A 15,246-nucleotide genomic window follows, 5' to 3' on the forward strand; every position below is an offset into this window, starting at 1 on the left:
AGCTCAGCGGGCTTCTTCGCGCTCGCGGACCCCGTCAGCGGACGATCCGCAGATGCCGCCTCGGCGTCGCCTCTGGGACCACTTTGGGACCAGCCTCGGGTTTGGGACCCGGCGCGGGGTCGATCTTGCCTCCACCCAGGTGCGCGGACAGCGCCGCGCCGGCCAGGTCGACCGAGCGCCGGTTGGGGTGGAGGTAGCGCTGCGTCGTCGTGAGCGATCCGTGTCCGGCGATCTTCCGCAGGACGTGGAGGGGGACCCCGGCATCCGCCATCCACGTCAAGCCGGTGTGCCGAAGGTCGTGACGCCGAAGGTGCTCGTACCCGAGGCGGACCACGACCTCATCCCAGTGGGTGGCGTCCCGCAGCACCGCCGTGGTGATCCGCCCACCACGCGGGCCGGTGAACAACCGGGCCATCGGATCGCGGCCGGCCGCGTCGAGCCGACGAGCGACCATGGGGCGAATCTCGGGGATGATCGGCACCGTCCGACGCCGCTTGCCCTTGGTGCCCTTGTCGATCAGCCCACCGGGTCCCGTGGTGGTCTGCCGGCACACCTCCCAGGTCCACGCCTCCCGGTCGATGTCCTTCACACGCACACCGGAGACCTCGCCGATGCGGGTAGCCGTGCACGCCTCGAACCGCACCACGTCGCCCCAGCCCTCGAACTGCCCGGCCGACCGTGCGACGAGCGCCACCGCCAGCCGATCAAGCGCGTCCCAGCCCGGCAGCGCCAGCGATCGAGGATCGTCCAACTCGTCTTCGGCCCGCTTGTACTCCTGCTGCCAGCCCGAGACCCGCGCGGGATTCACGTCGACCAGACCGTCACGCACGGCCTGTTCCATGATCCGAACCAGGACGGCAAGGCTGTTCTTCACCGTCGACCGGCCGCACTCGTCAGCGATCCACGCGTACACCGCACGGTCCACCAGGCCGTTGACCAGAGTCTGCACCTGGAGATGTCCGAGCGCGGGCACCACGCGCAGTCGCCACCCGGCACGGTACGGGTCGAGGGTCTTGGACTCCAATCCGCGCATGGCCAGATCCCACACGGAATCGCCGTACTCCGCCAGCGTCATCGTCGCGATGGCCGGCGTGATCCCCCGGCTTGCCGCCTTCCGCATCCGGTCGAGCCACGCATTCGCCGAATCCTCACTCGGCAGCATCTCCGAGCGGGACACCCGCCGCTTGGTCTGGGGATCGATCCAGCGCACCCGGGCGCGGTGGGGGTTGGGGTTGCCCGGCCGGTACTCGATATCGGTGGCGAGCTTGACGCCGGCCGGAGGGGTCTGCGCGGGCATCAGGCAGCCGCCCCGGGCACGACCCGGCGCGAGGACAACCACGCCTCCACGTCCGGCACGCTGTACATGGTCACCCGCGACGTGAGCCGCACGAACGGCGGCCCCTGCATGGGTGTCGACGTCCGCCACCGCCGCAGCGTCGAAGGGTCGACCCCGAGCAGGTCTGCCACGTCCTCAGTGGTGTACCACCCGCTGTGCAGCAGGTCCGGGCGGTTGTCCCCCGCGTGCGGTTCCGCGGGCAGCACCCGCAGCAGACCACCGACTTGAGCAGTCGTCAGGAACCGTTTCACGTCCAGTCCTCCTCTTCGGTGATCTCTGCGCGTGCTTGCCGTGCGGTGTCGCGTGCTTGGGTGATGTCGCGGTGGATCTGCTGGGCGAGCCAGGATTCGCCGGGGGTGTGTCCGTGGCCGGCGTAGGCCCAGTGCGCGATCACGAGGGTGGTTGCCTCGGGGTCGGTGTCGGGGTCGGGCAGGCCCAGGGCGCGGCGTTCCTGCTCGGCGCGGTAGTCGGCGCGTGCCTGGCGGAGCGCACCGAGGGTGGTGGAGTAGCGGCGGGCTTTGGTGGAGAAGTGGCCGCGGAAGCCGAGCATGTGTGCCCAGGCCCACAACCGCCGGCCCGGGTACAGAGTGTCAAGGTCCCAGCAGGCTTCGATCAGGCGGCGGGTGTGCTGGGGCAGGTCGGGCAGCTTGTCCAACTCCGCGAGTTCACCGATCCGCCGGTCGACAGTGCCGGTCGTCTCCGCTGCTTTGGTGGCGTACTTGGCAACGTAGGAGGCCACGGCCTGTTCGGTGAGTTCCTCGCCGTGTCCGAACGCGCCGATGGGCTGCACGTCGAGCTGGGTGCCCCAGCGCAGGGTGCGGGCCGGCTGGTCACCCGCGGCCGGGACCGACACGGAGGCGCGGGCGGCAGCGGCGCGCAGGGCATCACCGAGCAGGCCCGCGGTCGCCCACGAGGGCGGGGCGGTGTCGGGTCCTTCGGGGCCGTCGAAGCGGATCACGGCGTGGAAGTGGATCGCGCCGCGCTTTTGGTACTCGGCGACCTTCCCGTAGGACACGCGCAGGCGCTCGCGCAGCTCGCGTTGGGTGATGCCGGCGCGGGCGGCGAGTTCGCGGGGGAGGTAGATGGTGACGTAGCGCCACAGGTCGGAGGCGTGGTTGTTCCACAGCACCGCGCCGGCGTAGTCGTACGACTCGGGGTCGATCGGCGTGCCCAGCTCCGCAGCACCGTCCGGGTGCGTGGTGCCGCAGCGGCAGCGACCGGCGGTGGGGCGATTGTGGACCGGGCCGAAGCTGGGGGCGGTGAGGGTGGCGAAGACGCGGGGATGGTCGGTGACGGTGGCCGGGACGCCTTTGCCGCCGGTCAGGCCGGACAGGATGAGCTGGTAGGTGTCGCCGGCGTAGGTCCACGCGCAGGCCGGGCAGCGCGAGGCGCGGCGGTTGCCGCAGGCGACGCGGAGCCGGCCGCCCGGCTCGTCGGCGGTGGAGTAGGAGTACAGGACCTGCCCGGTGCTCGGGTCGAGGGTGGTGGTCGAGCCGGTCAGGTGGATTGGGTCGGCGCAGCCGCCGGTTCGGGTGATCTGCTGCTGCCAGCGGTCGAAGCCCGGTTGCCCGGCCACCCGGAGGAAGTCCCCCCAGGTGGTCGGGTCCAGTCCCGCCGGTAGGTCGGCGGTGAGGGTCATGCGGCGGCCCCCATGCCGGATGCGGCGTGGTGGGCGAGGAACTGGCGGGCGATGTGCAGGGTGTAGGCCGGGGGGATGGCTTCGCGCAGGCCGTCGCGAGAGGCCCAGGGCATGCCCATCACGACCCGGGCGAGGGGGACGTTGGAGAAGTTGCCGACGATGTGCATGAACTCCCCCGGGCCCACGGGGCGGCCCATCTTGGCGTTCGGCGCCAGGTGCCGGGGGTGGTGCCGGTGCCCGAGAGGGAACGAGGTCTCGAAGTGGCGGTGGCGGTAGGTGCGCAGTCCGAACATGGACCCGCACAGCTCTACCGGGTCGTTCAGCGGGGCGCCGGGCACGTTCTCCATCACCCACGGCCGACCGGACGCGTTGAGCAGGTCCCGGACAGGGGCGATCAGGTCAGGGTGGTCGCGGTGGCGGATCTGCTGGGCGCGGGTGTAGCGCTGGCACGGGCATGAGGCGTGGATCAGGTCGAACTCACCGCCGTGCGCGGCGAGGTACTCCAGCGCGTCACCCTGGACGAAGGTGAACGGGTAGCGCGGCTGAGGGGCGAGATCGACGCCGGTCACGGTGAACCCGGCCAGGCGGTAGCCCATGCCGGCGCCGCCCTGCCCGCAGAACAGGTCCAGCACCCGCAGGCCATGGGAAGCAGGAGCATTCACCGCTGCTCACCGCCCTCGCGGGGATGGGTGTCGATCCACGCCTCTGCGCACACCTTGTGGACGGGCTTGCCGCGCTCGGAGCGCAGCGGGGTCGGCTTGTCGCACAGGACGCAGGGCTTGTCGCCGGTGTGGTCGAAGTGCTCGGGCGAGCGCCAGTCGAGGAAGGCCACGACGGTCACCGCCCGGCCGTGGCGAGCGCGGGGCGGGCGGGGGTGGTGCCGGTGCCCTTGCAGGCGGGGCAGGTGGCGGTGATGGTGCGGCGGGTGCCGTCTGTGTTGCGGGTGCCGGTGGTGACCTGGACGGTGGGGAAGCCGTCGCAGTGAGCGCAGATGTGGCCCGAGGCATGGGTGTGCTGGGGCATGATGGGAGATCCCTTCCGGGTCGTTGATCTGGACTGGGGGTTGGGCTCCCGGGGCGGCGGATACTTGGCGGTAGAGGCCGCCCCGGGGGCCGTTCAGCGCTGGCCGGAGATCCGGCGGAAGATGCGGGAGCTGTAGTCCGGCTCGTTCCGCACCTCGGTCCCGTCCGGCATGATCGTCAGCAGGGTGCCTTTCTTGGCAGCCTTCTGAAGCCACCGGTCGTCGCGCATGAGGTGGGCTTCCACCTCGACGGTTTCGCGGATCTTCTTGAACATGGCGGTCAGTTCTTTCGGTGTGGTGATCAGCGGCGGCGGTTGCCGCGGCGCTTGGAGTAGGCGGGCGGGAGCGCGTTGTACGCCTCCTGGCCCTGCTGGAACGAAGCGGCGTCGCCCTCGTTCTGCGCGGTGTTGTCGAACTCGCGGGAGATGCGGCGCATGGTCCTGCGGTCGCCGTGGCGCTTGGCGATGGCGAACTCACGGCCGAGTTCGGCCATGGCGGGGTTGGCCTGGCCTGTCCCCGCTGCTGCGACGGAACAGGCCCATGACGTTCACCGGCCCTTGCGGGAGTCGTTGAGGATCGCGCGGGCGACGACCGCGACGACGGCCAGGGACATGGCGGTGATGGCGACGGCCAGCAGCATGGAGACCAGGACGACGCCGACGATCAGGACCACGGCGGTGCCGCCGACGACGACGGTGGCGACGGTGCCGGGGGTGAGCTGGACGACCGGCCGGCCGGACTGCGCGACCGGGGCCGGGGTCGGGGCGGGGGCGATGGTGGTGGGCTGGACCGGGGCGACGGGCGCGGTGCCCGGGTCGGCCGGGACCGTGGTCGCCGGGGGCGCGGCGGGGGTGGTGTAGGTGTCGGTGGGCGGGTACTTGGGCTGGAACATGGCGTGTCCTTCCAGGTCAGGCGGTGCAGGTGTGGGTTCGGGCGGCGAGTTCGGCGGCGGAGCGGCTGGCGTAGTCGTTGGACCAGCCGCAGCGCGGGGCGGTGCACGCGGCGACGGTGGCGGTGCGTCCGTGACGGTCGCGGTGGTCGCCGACCTCCACGGGGCCGATCCGGGCGGTGTTGGTGAAGCGCTCGGGGCGCGACATGACGGTGTCTCCTTCCAGGTCAGGTGAGGTGCGCGGCGATGGCGTCGGCGAGCGCGGGCGGGACGCCGAGGCGGGTGCGCAGGGTCGCGGTGTCGATGGGCCGGCCGGTCTGCGCGTGGTACGCGTCGGCGATCTTGCGGGCATGCGCCACCAACGCGGCCGGGACCGGTGCAGGCGCAGGGGCGGAGGGAAGCTCCGGCACAGGCACCGGGCCAGAGGCCGGAACCATGGCGGGGGTGCGGTCGAGGGTGATCGGGTCGGGATCGGCCGGCGTATCGCTCGCGGTCGCGTCGTTGACCGAGACGGGAGCGGGGAGGCTGTGAGCCAGGAGGCTTCCGCCGAAGAACGCCAGGGCGGGCCATCCGGCAACCAGGACGCGAAGGACTGCCGGGACGTGGTGCATGTCCAGCAATCCAGCGGTGGCGACGTTCGCACCCAGGGACGCGGCAAGCGCGATGACGAACCAGGTCCAAGCTGCGCGGGCGGGATGACCGGCCGCCCGCAGGGCGCGCATGCGGTGCCACGCAGCGACGAGAAGCAGATCAACGCTGATGGGGTAGGCCCAGGCTTTCCAACCGGTCTGTCCGGCAGCGTCGGCGATGTCGTGCAGGTGCGCGAAGGACAGCGAACCGGCGATCACGGCTTGGATCAGGATCGGGTCCACACGCGGGATGCGGGCCATGAGAGTTCACCTTCTTTCCGAGGGATCGGGCCCGGAGCCAGGCCAGGCGACACGGCCCCGGACGGAGCGAGGTTGATCAGGCAGTGCCGGTGCCGAGGCAGGTCAGGCAGACGCCTTCCTGCTGACCGACGTTGCGGTGGCGTCGGCCGACGCGGACGGTCACGGCGACCTGTCCGGTGCCCTTGCACACCTCGCACGGGTCCGGTGCCGGCGGTTGGGCCAGGGCGGGTACGGGGGTCTTCTTGCGGGCCACGGGGATGCCTCCTTCCAGGGGTTTTCGACATGGGGCGGGTAGGGACCTGGCGCGAGATGCGGTCGCGCCGACCGGTGGAGCAGGAGGGGATTCAGGCGGTGGCCGGGACCGGCACACCCGTGGCGTCGTCGGGGAGCGGGGGCAGGTCCGGGCGGAAGTCGGAGAGCGCAGGCACGTCCGGCGTCAGGTCGGCGTGGCGGTTGCACGCGGCGACCGCGGTGCGCAGGGTGACGTTCGCGGTGCGGATACGCGACCACCCGCCCGTACTGTCCGCGGCGATGGCCACCCCGCGCTGTTCCGGCGCGATGGCGAGAACCGCGGCCAGGGCGTCGGGGGCGATGTCGCCGAAGGCCATCTTCGCGGAGGCTTCGTCGTTGACGCGGTGGCACACCCGGCCGGTGAGCTGGGCACGGAGCATGGTCACCCCGTCACCGAGTTCGGAGCCGAAGCGCTGCCCGCACACTTCCAGGTAGATGCCGGCCGCGCGGGCGAGCTGGCCGAGGCGGATCAGGGCGGTGATGATCCGCTCCCGCCGCTTCTTCTGGGACGCCGCCGACACCAGCAGCAGTTCCGCCACCTCGTCGACGATCACGACGATCGGCACCGGCCGGGTCTTGTCTGGCAGGCCCCAGATGTCGGACGTGATCTGCGCGTCGGGGGTGTCGGCGCTGATCCGCTGCGCGGCCCGGATGAGCTGGAACCGCTCGCCCATCTCCGCCACCAGCGCGTCCAGCAGGTCCGCGGCGGTGTCCGGGTCGGTGGCCAGGGCGGTGAACCGGCGGGCCAGCGGTGCGAGTTCCACGCCCTTGCAGTCCACGCCGACCAGCGCCACCCGCTGCGACGCCAACTCCTTGATCAGGCCACGCTGATACACCGACTTGCCCGATTCGGTCGCGCCCACGGTCAGGCTGTGCGGGACCCGGCGGAAGTCCCGGTAGTGCACCGACCCATCACCCCGGACCGCGACCGGCACCCGCAGCGGCGAGCGCTCGGCACGGGCCGGCAGGTGCACGCGGTTCAGCACGTCGTAGCCGGTCATGGACAGTTCCAGGACCCCGGAGCGGATCTCCCGCACCGCCACGTGGTGCAGCCGCCAGGAGTGCCGCAGCCGGTCCGCCGCCGTGATCACGTCGTAGGCGTCCTGCCCCGGCTGCAACCGGATGCGGGCCACCAGGCCGGTCCGGGTCTGGCGCACCCGCAGCAGCTTGGGCGGGCGGTTGGCCGGCATCTCCCGACGCATCGCCCGCGCCAGCAGGATGCGCGCCCGCGACGGGGGCACCGACAGACCGCACGCGTCCATCACCGACGCGTAGGACCAGGTGACCCGGATGTGCGCCGCGGGGCCGCCGATGATCATCCAGTACAGGTCCGGGCGGACCCGGCGCACGAACAGCACCGCGGCGATCCCCCCGCCGGTCAGCACCAGGACAGTCACCACGGCCGGTCAGCCCTTGCCGTTCGACGCAGCCGCCGGCACCAGCGAGGTCACCGCGACCGCACGGAAGCTGATCCCGTGGCGCTTCTGCCCGTTGAACTCGTTCTCCCAGTCCCGCGCCCGCAACCCCGTGACCGCCACCAGCGTGCCCGGCGTCAGCGTCGCGTCCACACCAGTGTTCGGCACGGTCACCTGGTACAGGTCACCCTGCCCCTCGTCCGACACCAGCAGGCCCACGGTCATGAGCTGCGCACCAGTCTCCCGGTCGACCGCGATCTCCCCGGTCTGCTTGTTCACCAGCTTCGGAACCGGAGGCGTCGCAACGAACACCGCGGCGGTCGAAAGATCGATCTTGAACGAAGCCATCACGTTCTCCTCGGAGCGAGGCGACCGCCAGTCGGTCACCTCTCTAGAGATGACTCCAGTGAACGTCACCTCTCTAGAGATGTCAACACGTCTCTAGGGATGTTTGCCACGGTCCGTGAGGACACGCTCCTACCGTGGAACGTTTCTTTCGCGGAAGGAACGAAGACCCCTAAGCTGTCTAGAGAGGCAGAGGAGAGATCATCAATGGGCACCCCTGACGCCGGGCGTCAGCCGAAGTACCAGCGGATTGCCGACGCGCTGCGGGAAGCGATCCAGTCGGGCGAGTACGGCCCGGGGGACCGGCTGCCAGGTGAGAACGACCTCATGGCCACCTACGAGGTCGCCCGGATGACCGCGCGGCAGGCTCTCGGAGTGCTCCAGAACGAAGGCGTCGCCGAGTCACGGAAGGGTGCGGGGGTGTTCGTCCGGTCCTTCCGGCCGCTGCGACGGCGGGGCATCCAGCGGCTGGCCCGGTCCCAGTGGGGCGAAGGGCGCTCGGTCTGGGAGACGGACACCGAGGACCGCGCGCTGGTGGTCGATCAGCTCAAGGTCACGGAGGAGGAACCGCCCGAGCGCATCGCGGAGGTGCTCGGAATCGAAGCAGGCCAGCGCGCATGCGTCAGGAGCAGGCGGTTCGTCCTGGACGACAAGCCGATCCTGCTGGCGAAGTCGTACCTCTCCTCAGACCTGGTAGCCGGCTCGGCCATCACACAGGAGGACACCGGCCCCGGCGGGATCTACGCGCGACTCGGCGAACTCGGCTACAAGCCGGTGCACTTCCGCGAGGAGATCCGCAGCCGCATGCCGTCCGCCGACGAGGCCCAGCGACTCGGCCTCAGCATGGGCACACCCGTCATCCTGATCGTCCGCACCGCCTTCGCCGACGAGGGCCGCGCCGTCGAGGTGAACGAGATGACCCTCGACTCCGCGTCGTACATCCTGGAGTACGACTTCGACGCGTAGGCCATCGACTCAGAGTTGCCGGTCGCTCCAACGGCGTTTCTGAGTGGCCTTCCACACGTCGGCTCGTCTGGCCACTTCGAACACCGACGAGACACGATACTCCGGCAGGTGTTGGGGAAGAGAGGCGAGGTGTTCCGCAATGGAGAGCCCGTCAACGACCAGGACCGGCGGTGCGGTTGTCGTAATCTTCATTCCCGCTGCTCCGACGATGGCGATCACAGGCTGAACGGACACGGGCCATCCGCACCAGTAACGAAGGAGCTTGGCCGTACGGTCTGCCTCGTTTAGGGAGAAGCGGACGTGATCAGTGGTCCGGTTGTTCACCCGAATCACATGATCACCGACCCACACGCGGGCGTCTGGATGATGCTTCGAGTTGATCGTGAAGACGCCGGCCGGACCGATGGCCATGTGATCGATGTCGGCACCGCTCGGCCACCGGACAGCGTGAAGAATCCGCCAGCCGCGGGCTTTCAGCGCTTCGAGGGACTCACCGACTGCCTGCTCTCCTTCCAAGCCGGTACGCCAGTCATCGGCTCCAAGGGAGAGCCGAAGCCCTCTTGCCACGAGGCGGACGAGTGCACTGCGTTGGCTTTCGATCTCACGGACCTTGTCAGCCACGGCCGCCCCGGGAGGATTGCGGGCGAGGTCGTTATCCCGTGTCAGCGGGGGTAGGGGCGGAATCGACGTGGGAGCAGCCTTCAGCCGCGGCGGTAGCGGAGCCGGAGCCGGGCGTGGTTCGGACCTCTGATCGTGCTGCCAAGCTTTGAGTGCCTGGCGGGCCGCCGACTCGTACTCGGGGACCTCGATCGTTACCTCTCCCGTCTTCATGTTCAGCCAGGCAACGGCCTGCCCCCGTGGGCCACCCAGGTTGACATACAGGCGGTCCTGCCCGTTTTTCCGCCACCGGTTGACGTGCAAGTCGTCCATCGCACCCCCGAGTCCGCACTCCTCACGCACCCAGGTCAGCACACCGGAAGCCGGAGGCGGCAGAGCGCGAATCGGCCATCAGCGCGGCGATCTTGTTACAGGTTTCTCTACCTCATCAAGTGCCCGCGCACGGCGCGGGCTGGCCCCTGCTGCCCGGCCCGCCCCCTGCCTTCGGCGGGGCGGCCGGCCGCTGGGGCCGCTCCCAGCGGCCCCGAGGGTAGGAATCGAACCGCGTGTCAGAGACGTGCCTCCGGCGGGGGCGCTCAGGCTCCGAGATGGACCAGGGTCGCCGGCGCCCGCGCGTTCGTCGGGGCGGGTGTGGGAGCTTCCATCCCGCCCGCCATCGACCCGGGCAAGCCGAGCAGGCGCGGCCCCTGGCGTCCAGATCGTTCGTACAGTGGCGCGCTCCATCTGGACGCCAGGAACCACGCCCGCTCCACAGGAGTGCGGGCCGAAGGCAGACGGGATGGAAGCCGGGGGAGTGGTGGGTTGAGGTGGGTTCGTCTGGGACCACTTTGGGACCACACGCTATGCACGCGGACGAACAACGCCAGCTCAGATGAACGGTCGAACGTGACTCAATGCGTCTCTGACCTGCGGAAACCCTTGAACCTATGATCTGGGGGTCAAGGGGTCGCAGGTTCAAATCCTGTCGTCCCGACGGTGCACGAAGGGCCCGCTGGACTGGCATTCGGCCAGGTCAGCGGGCCCTTTGTCCTCTCTGGTAATAATGTTCATCTGATGCCGGGTCAGTAGCCAGGGACCACGTGGGGACGGTGGCTCAAGAAAACCTGCAGGTCAGCGGTTGTTTTGCCAGGGACCAAGATCGCCTTTTGCGGTCGGGCATTGTGTACTTCCTACAATCTCCTCAGCGTTGCCGACATGGCGGGTGAGGGTGGGGGAGGAGTGTGTACGCCGGTGAGGTGGGTGCTGAGGGTGTGGCTGGCGCGGGTGACGGTGTGCAGGTCGGGGTGCAGGTAGCGCTGGGTGGTCTGCAGGGAGCCGTGGCCGGCGATCAGGCGTAGGACGTGCAGGGGCACTCCGGCATCTGCCATCCAGGTCAGGCGGGTGTGGCGCAGGTCGTGGTGGCGCAGGTGGTCGTAGCCGAGGGCGAGTACGCGCTGGGCGATCATCGGGCGGACCTCCTGGACGAGGGGGACGCGGCGGGCGACCTTGCCCTTGGTGTTCTTGTCGGCGAGGCCGCCGGGGGAGGGCGTGGTCTGGCGCCGGACGGTCCAGATCCAGTTGGTGAGGTCGATGTCCTTGACGCGGGCGCCTGATACTTCGCCGATGCGGGCGGCGGTGCAGGCGGCGAAGGTGACGGCCTCGCCCCAGCCCGGGTACTGGTCGGCAGAGTGGGCGACCAGGGCCGCGGCGAGTTCCTGCAGCGCGCCCCAGTCGCGAAGGGCGAGCGCGCGGGGGTCGTCGAGTTCGTCTTCGGCGAGCTGGTACTGGCGTTGCCAGCCTTTGACCCGGGCGGGGTTGGCGGTGATGAGTCCATCGCGGACGGCCTGCTCCATGACGCGGACGAGGACGGCGAGGGTGCTCTTGACGGTGGAGCGTCCTTCGCCGTCGGCGATCCAGGCATAGGCGGTGCGGTCGACGGCGCCGTTGGTGACCAACGGTGACCGGCAGGTGCCCGAGCGCGGGCACGACGCGAAGTCGCCACCCGGCGAGGTAGGGGTCGGTGGTCTTGGGCTCCAGTCCGCGAAGCGCCAGTTGCATGTGGGCGTTGCCGTATGCGGCCAGGGTCTGCGTGGCGGCTGCCGGGTCGACGCCTCGGCTTGCCGAGGCGAGCAGGGAGTCGATCCATTCATGTGCTGCCTCGGGGGTGGGGTGTGCCTGGGTGATCGAGCGCCGGCGCTTGGTGTGGGGGTCGACCCAGCGGACGCGGGCCTTATAGGAGAGCCTTCGGTCCTGGCGGTGCTCGATGTCGTGCGACAGCGGGACGGCGACGGGGAGCTGGTGGCGGTAGGGCAATCAGGCCGCCTTTTGCCGCGGGTGGGGTGTGGTGCGGCGTGTGTCGAGCCAGTGCTGAAGGTCTTGCGCGGCGTAGAGGACGACGCGCTCGGACAGGCGAATGAACGGCGGCCCCTGCGGCGGCTGCTCGGCGCGCCACCGCCGCACCGAGGAGGGGTCGACCCGCAGCAGCCGGGCCACCTCCTCGGTGGTCAGCAAGGGCGAGGCGAGTGGGCCTGCCTGGGCCGGTCGGGCGGTGAGCGAAGCCGATAGGGAGGTCGGCTCCGGCGAGATGGCGTGCTGCGGCATGCACTTCCTCGGTGATGATCACTGGGTCCACCGCGGCCGACGAGGACCGTCTGCGCTGGCAGGAGGCATCGCGTGCTGCCTCCTGCAGCTCTAGGGCGTGTCCGCAAAGTCGTGCCTGCCCCGCGACGCCTGGCACGCGCTCCCCCAGCCTGGCGGCCGGGGGTGCCCCCAGCTGCGTTGTCGGGCCCGTCCGAGTAGGCCCACTACGAGGACGACCCTCCGCCTTGCGATCTGGGGGCGCCGCCCAGGCGAAGCCCTGGGGGAGCACCAGACGCCGCGGGGCCGCCCTCCGGGCGACGACACGACTTTGCGGACACGCCCTAGCGGTGCCTGACCTGCGGTGCACCAACCATCTTCACCACGAAACGCGTTTTGCCTGACGGAACTTTCCGTGCTGCTTGGCAAGTGGGCAGCGCCGAACGCCGCCGCGCAGGCGTTGTAGCAGGTGCCTAGAAGGCGCCTGCTCTATCCGCTGAGCTACGGGGGTTGACCTGCGCGAACGAGAGACTGATGGGCACTGGCCCCTGCTGTCGTGGGACGAATATTAATGGTGACGTCGGGTATTGGAACTGTCCGAATGCCCCTGCGGGTCACGTGTGCTGTGCATCTGGTGCTGTGTTGAGGAGAGGTGCCAGGGCACTGCGGAGATCTTCGATCTGCCGGTAGTAGAGGGCGGTCATCCCCACTTCGCGGGCTGCTGTGACGTTGGCGGCAGTGTCGTCGATGAACAGGCAGCGGTGGACCGGGGCACCGGCCTGTGCGGCGGCCGTGATGTAGACGCGTGGATCAGGCTTCATGACCCCGATGCGGGAGGTGTTCACCACGGCGTCGGCGAGATCGTCGAGCCCTTGCTGGGCGAGGTCCCATTCCAGCCGGGTGGTTGCGTTGGAGACCAAGGCGACGGTTGCGACCGTGCGGGCTTGGGCGAGGAGGGACACGACCTGGTGATCGACGCGGGGCACCAGACTGGACCAGTCGGTGACTGCGGCGTGGGCGCGGTCAGCCGATCCGCAGATCGCAGCGAGGTCCGCAGCCCCTGCGGAGCGCCACTGCTCGTCGGTGATCTTTCCTGTGATTGCGGGGTGCAGGCGAGACGGGGCGAAGGCTGCTGCCGCGATTGCGCCTGTCGGGAGTCCATGGCTGCTTTCGATGTCACTGGCGGTGGGCCAGTGTCGAAGAACGCCATCGATGTCGCAGAGCACGGCGTCGTAGGGGCGTGTGGTCATCATGAGTACTCCTTGGTGATGGCTTTCCGCGCGCTCACTTCGGCGGCGTAGGTGGCCCAGTCGCCGGCGGAGAGACGTTGCCAGGCGACGGCGATGTCAGTGTGAATGCCCGGGGTGCGGGCGAGGATCGCGGCGGGGATCTCGGTGGCGAGCTGGAAGAGTGCGCTGCTGCGGGCCTGGTTGGGCCGGATGCCCAGGTTGTTCAGCCGCTGGGTCAGCTGTGTGGTGCTGATCGGCCGTCCGGGCTGGCCGCCTGGAAAGAGCCAAGGTGATGGTGTTAGGGCGCCGATGGTCGCGTGGCCCTTGCGGTTCGCGGCGACCATGCGGGCCAGTTCGGCGACGGGCTCGGTCAGTTGTATGGGTGCATTGCCGAGGTGTAGACGTACTTCGTGAGCGCCGACCTCGACGTCCTCGATGGCCAAGCGTGGCGCCGACGCCGACCAGGACTTGGCGGAGGTGGGCGAGGGGAGGGCTGTCGGGCAGTTCATCGAGGGCCTCGTGGGTGAGGGCTCGTCGGCCGGCCGCGAGGTCGGCCAGGACCGGGGAGACGGAGGTTTGTTCAGCCACCGCCTGGCGGTGATGGGGTGCTCGGTGGTGGCGATGTTGCGCCGAAGTGCTTCGAGGCCGGGGTGGAGGGCATTGGACGCAGGGCCGAGCAGTTCGTTGAGGCGTCGGTTGATGAGGCACGCGCGCACTGGCCGGGGTGCGGGTAGTCGGGATCGTTACAGGTGGGGCAGGTGTGCTAGACCTCAGGGACGGTGCAGTCTACGCAAAGGGGCTCGTCGAGCGTGCCGGAGACGACCGCCTCGAATCTCCCGCATTCCGAGCATGATGCCGGGCGGCGCTGACAGGCCGGGCACCACGGTCGGCCCGTGGTGCGGGAAGTGCCAAACTCCCTGATCAGGCCACTAAGTTGTAGGAGGATGAAGTCCCCGCTGGGTGCCGCCCTGACCTCGCGACCTGCAGTTTCTCGCCCGTCTGATGCAATTCCCGAGGGCTGGGATAGGGAGGCTTCCTCGTCGTCCGGTTCGCACGTCTCCCGCTGTCGACTGATGGCGGTGGCGAACCGGACGGGCATCGAGCCCCCGCGAGCCCCTGCCGAGTGCTGTGCCCCCTGGCGGCGGCAGATCGAGAGATGTCTCCGAGAGACCAAGCGAGTCGGTTACACGTTGCCGTTGCCCGTCGGGCTGCCCCCTCCGCTCCGAAAGACCAGGCCGCCGTGACCTGTCACATACTGAGCCGGTGTGCCGCGTGCACCGCGCGCAGGACGTCACTTTCGCCGACGCGGCCAGGGCGTGACACCGGCGGGCTGCCGGCAGCTCAATCAGGCGAGGGGTCAGGGCCGCGGGCAGTCAGGGCCAGCCGGATCGCCGTTGGGGCGCCGGTCCATCGCTCGGATGAGGAGTTCGGCCCGGACCAGCAGGCCGACGCCGAAGACCGTGCAGGCGAGCATGATGCACCAGCCGACGGCTTGGGCGTTGGACTCGTGGTGGAAGACGTACGGGGTGAGCACCGCCATCACGACGGCGAGCGCCGTCAGTGCGGCCAGCCACAGCCATCTCATCGGCCTCTCCCTTGGATCGTCACCGGCACGCGGCAGGGCTGCACGGCTGGTGGTGTCAGGACGGGCCCGCCTTGGACTCGCCCCGCTTGGGCAACCCTCTGAGCACTCGGGGGACACGGCCGCCGGCAGCAGCCACAGGCCGGTCATGCCGGTGAAGGTGATCGCCGCGACCATGAGCACGTCGCCGAAGTCGCGGTTCGTGGTGCCGATGACGCCGGCCGCCATGGACAGGGCGGCGACGAAGACGATTAGAAGCCACCACCGGGTGCGCCCCATCCAAATCGGCCTGGAGTACAGGCCGCTGTACCACCAAGACATGGCCGCGATCAGGGTGAAGCTGAACGCGGCACCGGGGACGACGATCGCCATCCAGGGCTTCGCGCTGTCGCCGGCCGGCAACAGGTCGCCCCACCGGTCACCCATGGCTTCCAGGAACCACAGGTAGTGGCACGGTGACCAGCGTGCA

21 protein-coding genes are annotated in these 15,246 nt (G+C 69.7%); 1 reads left to right on the forward strand and 20 read right to left on the reverse strand.

Features of this window, described 5'->3' with window-relative positions:
- Positions 1-34 precede the first annotated feature (34 nt).
- The 14 genes from VSR01_RS32760 to VSR01_RS32825 all read right to left on the reverse strand — a co-directional run bounded on the left by VSR01_RS32760 (position 35) and on the right by VSR01_RS32825 (position 7,829).
- Positions 35-1,297 (reverse strand): site-specific integrase, encoded by a 1,263-nt coding sequence (locus VSR01_RS32760; protein WP_326452605.1) that lies wholly within the window; start codon positions 1,295-1,297, stop codon positions 35-37.
- Positions 1,297-1,587 (reverse strand): helix-turn-helix transcriptional regulator, encoded by a 291-nt coding sequence (locus tag VSR01_RS32765; protein WP_326452606.1) that lies wholly within the window; start codon positions 1,585-1,587, stop codon positions 1,297-1,299. The genes VSR01_RS32760 and VSR01_RS32765 overlap by 1 nt, the downstream gene beginning before the upstream one ends.
- Positions 1,584-2,975 (reverse strand): replication initiator protein RepSA, encoded by a 1,392-nt coding sequence (gene repSA / locus VSR01_RS32770; protein WP_326452607.1) that lies wholly within the window; start codon positions 2,973-2,975, stop codon positions 1,584-1,586. The genes VSR01_RS32765 and repSA overlap by 4 nt, the downstream gene beginning before the upstream one ends.
- Positions 2,972-3,571, reverse strand: a complete 600-nt coding sequence (locus VSR01_RS32775) for a class I SAM-dependent methyltransferase (RefSeq protein ID WP_326453953.1) — start codon at positions 3,569-3,571, stop codon at positions 2,972-2,974. Before VSR01_RS32775 ends, repSA begins: the two co-directional genes overlap by 4 nt.
- A 62-nt stretch (positions 3,572-3,633) precedes the next feature.
- The gene (locus tag VSR01_RS32780; protein ID WP_326454022.1) at positions 3,634-3,816 is read right to left on the reverse strand and encodes a hypothetical protein; all 183 of its coding nucleotides are present in this window, start codon (positions 3,814-3,816) and stop codon (positions 3,634-3,636) included.
- Positions 3,813-3,998 (reverse strand): hypothetical protein, encoded by a 186-nt coding sequence (locus tag VSR01_RS32785; RefSeq protein ID WP_326452608.1) that lies wholly within the window; start codon positions 3,996-3,998, stop codon positions 3,813-3,815. Before VSR01_RS32785 ends, VSR01_RS32780 begins: the two co-directional genes overlap by 4 nt.
- A gap of 93 nt (positions 3,999-4,091) precedes the next feature.
- Positions 4,092-4,271 (reverse strand): hypothetical protein, encoded by a 180-nt coding sequence (locus tag VSR01_RS32790; protein WP_326452609.1) that lies wholly within the window; start codon positions 4,269-4,271, stop codon positions 4,092-4,094.
- Between the two features lie 26 nt (positions 4,272-4,297).
- Complete coding sequence (locus VSR01_RS32795) at positions 4,298-4,489, reverse strand: hypothetical protein (protein ID WP_326452610.1); 192 nt, start codon at positions 4,487-4,489, stop codon at positions 4,298-4,300.
- 54 nt (positions 4,490-4,543) lie between these two features.
- Positions 4,544-4,888 carry a SpdD protein gene (locus tag VSR01_RS32800; RefSeq protein WP_326452611.1) on the reverse strand — a complete coding sequence of 115 codons (345 nt, stop codon included), beginning with the start codon at positions 4,886-4,888 and terminating at the stop codon, positions 4,544-4,546.
- A 16-nt stretch (positions 4,889-4,904) separates the two neighbouring features.
- Positions 4,905-5,093, reverse strand: a complete 189-nt coding sequence (locus VSR01_RS32805; protein ID WP_326452612.1) for a mobile element transfer protein — start codon at positions 5,091-5,093, stop codon at positions 4,905-4,907.
- Positions 5,094-5,112: 19 nt separating this feature from the next.
- A complete protein-coding gene (locus tag VSR01_RS32810; protein ID WP_326452613.1) occupies positions 5,113-5,775 on the reverse strand; it encodes a DUF2637 domain-containing protein in 663 nt (220 codons plus the stop codon).
- Positions 5,776-5,851: 76 nt separating this feature from the next.
- Positions 5,852-6,028: a hypothetical protein gene (locus tag VSR01_RS32815; RefSeq protein WP_326452614.1), complete on the reverse strand. Its 177-nt coding sequence runs from the start codon at positions 6,026-6,028 to the stop codon at positions 5,852-5,854.
- A 91-nt stretch (positions 6,029-6,119) separates the two neighbouring features.
- Positions 6,120-7,466 carry an FtsK/SpoIIIE domain-containing protein gene (locus tag VSR01_RS32820; RefSeq protein ID WP_442785599.1) on the reverse strand — a complete coding sequence of 449 codons (1,347 nt, stop codon included), beginning with the start codon at positions 7,464-7,466 and terminating at the stop codon, positions 6,120-6,122.
- 6 nt (positions 7,467-7,472) lie between these two features.
- Positions 7,473-7,829 (reverse strand): SCO3933 family regulatory protein, encoded by a 357-nt coding sequence (locus tag VSR01_RS32825; RefSeq protein WP_326452615.1) that lies wholly within the window; start codon positions 7,827-7,829, stop codon positions 7,473-7,475.
- A 204-nt stretch (positions 7,830-8,033) separates the two neighbouring features.
- On the opposite strand from VSR01_RS32825, the gene VSR01_RS32830 reads away from it, so the two are divergent.
- On the forward strand, positions 8,034-8,792 hold the full coding sequence (locus tag VSR01_RS32830) for a GntR family transcriptional regulator (RefSeq protein ID WP_326452616.1): 759 nt from the start codon (positions 8,034-8,036) through the stop codon (positions 8,790-8,792).
- Between the two features lie 9 nt (positions 8,793-8,801).
- Here the strand turns inward: VSR01_RS32830 and VSR01_RS32835 are convergent, their stop codons facing one another.
- The 6 genes from VSR01_RS32835 to VSR01_RS32860 all read right to left on the reverse strand — a co-directional run bounded on the left by VSR01_RS32835 (position 8,802) and on the right by VSR01_RS32860 (position 15,203).
- Positions 8,802-9,722 (reverse strand): nuclease-related domain-containing protein, encoded by a 921-nt coding sequence (locus tag VSR01_RS32835; protein ID WP_326452617.1) that lies wholly within the window; start codon positions 9,720-9,722, stop codon positions 8,802-8,804.
- Positions 9,723-10,579: 857 nt separating this feature from the next.
- A complete protein-coding gene (locus VSR01_RS32840) occupies positions 10,580-11,344 on the reverse strand; it encodes a tyrosine-type recombinase/integrase (protein WP_326452618.1) in 765 nt (254 codons plus the stop codon).
- Positions 11,345-11,702: 358 nt separating this feature from the next.
- Entirely contained in the window at positions 11,703-11,990 is a 288-nt protein-coding gene (locus VSR01_RS32845; RefSeq protein WP_326452619.1) for a helix-turn-helix transcriptional regulator, read from the reverse strand.
- A 590-nt stretch (positions 11,991-12,580) separates the two neighbouring features.
- Positions 12,581-13,219, reverse strand: coding sequence for an HAD-IA family hydrolase (locus VSR01_RS32850; protein WP_326452620.1), 639 nt, complete (start codon positions 13,217-13,219; stop codon positions 12,581-12,583).
- Complete coding sequence (locus VSR01_RS32855) at positions 13,216-13,638, reverse strand: hypothetical protein (RefSeq protein WP_326452621.1); 423 nt, start codon at positions 13,636-13,638, stop codon at positions 13,216-13,218. Before VSR01_RS32855 ends, VSR01_RS32850 begins: the two co-directional genes overlap by 4 nt.
- Positions 13,639-14,552: 914 nt before the next feature.
- A complete protein-coding gene (locus VSR01_RS32860; RefSeq protein ID WP_326452622.1) occupies positions 14,553-15,203 on the reverse strand; it encodes a hypothetical protein in 651 nt (216 codons plus the stop codon).
- Positions 15,204-15,246 lie beyond the last annotated feature (43 nt).

This window comes from Actinacidiphila sp. DG2A-62, assembly GCF_035825295.1.
In the GTDB taxonomy this organism is placed as follows: Bacteria; Actinomycetota; Actinomycetes; order Streptomycetales; family Streptomycetaceae; genus Actinacidiphila.

Excerpts from the sequence above, each read along its gene's own strand:
- VSR01_RS32830 (WP_326452616.1), top strand. The coding sequence starts at position 8,034 with ATGGGCACCCCTGACGCCGGGCGTCAGCCGAAGTACCAGCGGATTGCC.
- VSR01_RS32795 (WP_326452610.1), bottom strand. The coding sequence starts at position 4,489 with ATGGCCGAACTCGGCCGTGAGTTCGCCATCGCCAAGCGCCACGGCGAC.
- VSR01_RS32805 (WP_326452612.1), bottom strand. The coding sequence starts at position 5,093 with ATGTCGCGCCCCGAGCGCTTCACCAACACCGCCCGGATCGGCCCCGTG.
- VSR01_RS32850 (WP_326452620.1), bottom strand. The coding sequence starts at position 13,219 with ATGATGACCACACGCCCCTACGACGCCGTGCTCTGCGACATCGATGGC.
- repSA (WP_326452607.1), bottom strand. The coding sequence starts at position 2,975 with ATGACCCTCACCGCCGACCTACCGGCGGGACTGGACCCGACCACCTGG.
- VSR01_RS32790 (WP_326452609.1), bottom strand. The coding sequence starts at position 4,271 with ATGTTCAAGAAGATCCGCGAAACCGTCGAGGTGGAAGCCCACCTCATG.
- VSR01_RS32810 (WP_326452613.1), bottom strand. The coding sequence starts at position 5,775 with ATGGCCCGCATCCCGCGTGTGGACCCGATCCTGATCCAAGCCGTGATC.
- VSR01_RS32800 (WP_326452611.1), bottom strand. The coding sequence starts at position 4,888 with ATGTTCCAGCCCAAGTACCCGCCCACCGACACCTACACCACCCCCGCC.
- VSR01_RS32835 (WP_326452617.1), bottom strand. The coding sequence starts at position 9,722 with ATGGACGACTTGCACGTCAACCGGTGGCGGAAAAACGGGCAGGACCGC.
- VSR01_RS32860 (WP_326452622.1), bottom strand. The coding sequence starts at position 15,203 with ATGGGTGACCGGTGGGGCGACCTGTTGCCGGCCGGCGACAGCGCGAAG.
- VSR01_RS32825 (WP_326452615.1), bottom strand. The coding sequence starts at position 7,829 with ATGGCTTCGTTCAAGATCGATCTTTCGACCGCCGCGGTGTTCGTTGCG.
- VSR01_RS32760 (WP_326452605.1), bottom strand. The coding sequence starts at position 1,297 with ATGCCCGCGCAGACCCCTCCGGCCGGCGTCAAGCTCGCCACCGATATC.
- VSR01_RS32785 (WP_326452608.1), bottom strand. The coding sequence starts at position 3,998 with ATGCCCCAGCACACCCATGCCTCGGGCCACATCTGCGCTCACTGCGAC.
- VSR01_RS32775 (WP_326453953.1), bottom strand. The coding sequence starts at position 3,571 with ATGGGCTACCGCCTGGCCGGGTTCACCGTGACCGGCGTCGATCTCGCC.
- VSR01_RS32845 (WP_326452619.1), bottom strand. The coding sequence starts at position 11,990 with ATGCCGCAGCACGCCATCTCGCCGGAGCCGACCTCCCTATCGGCTTCG.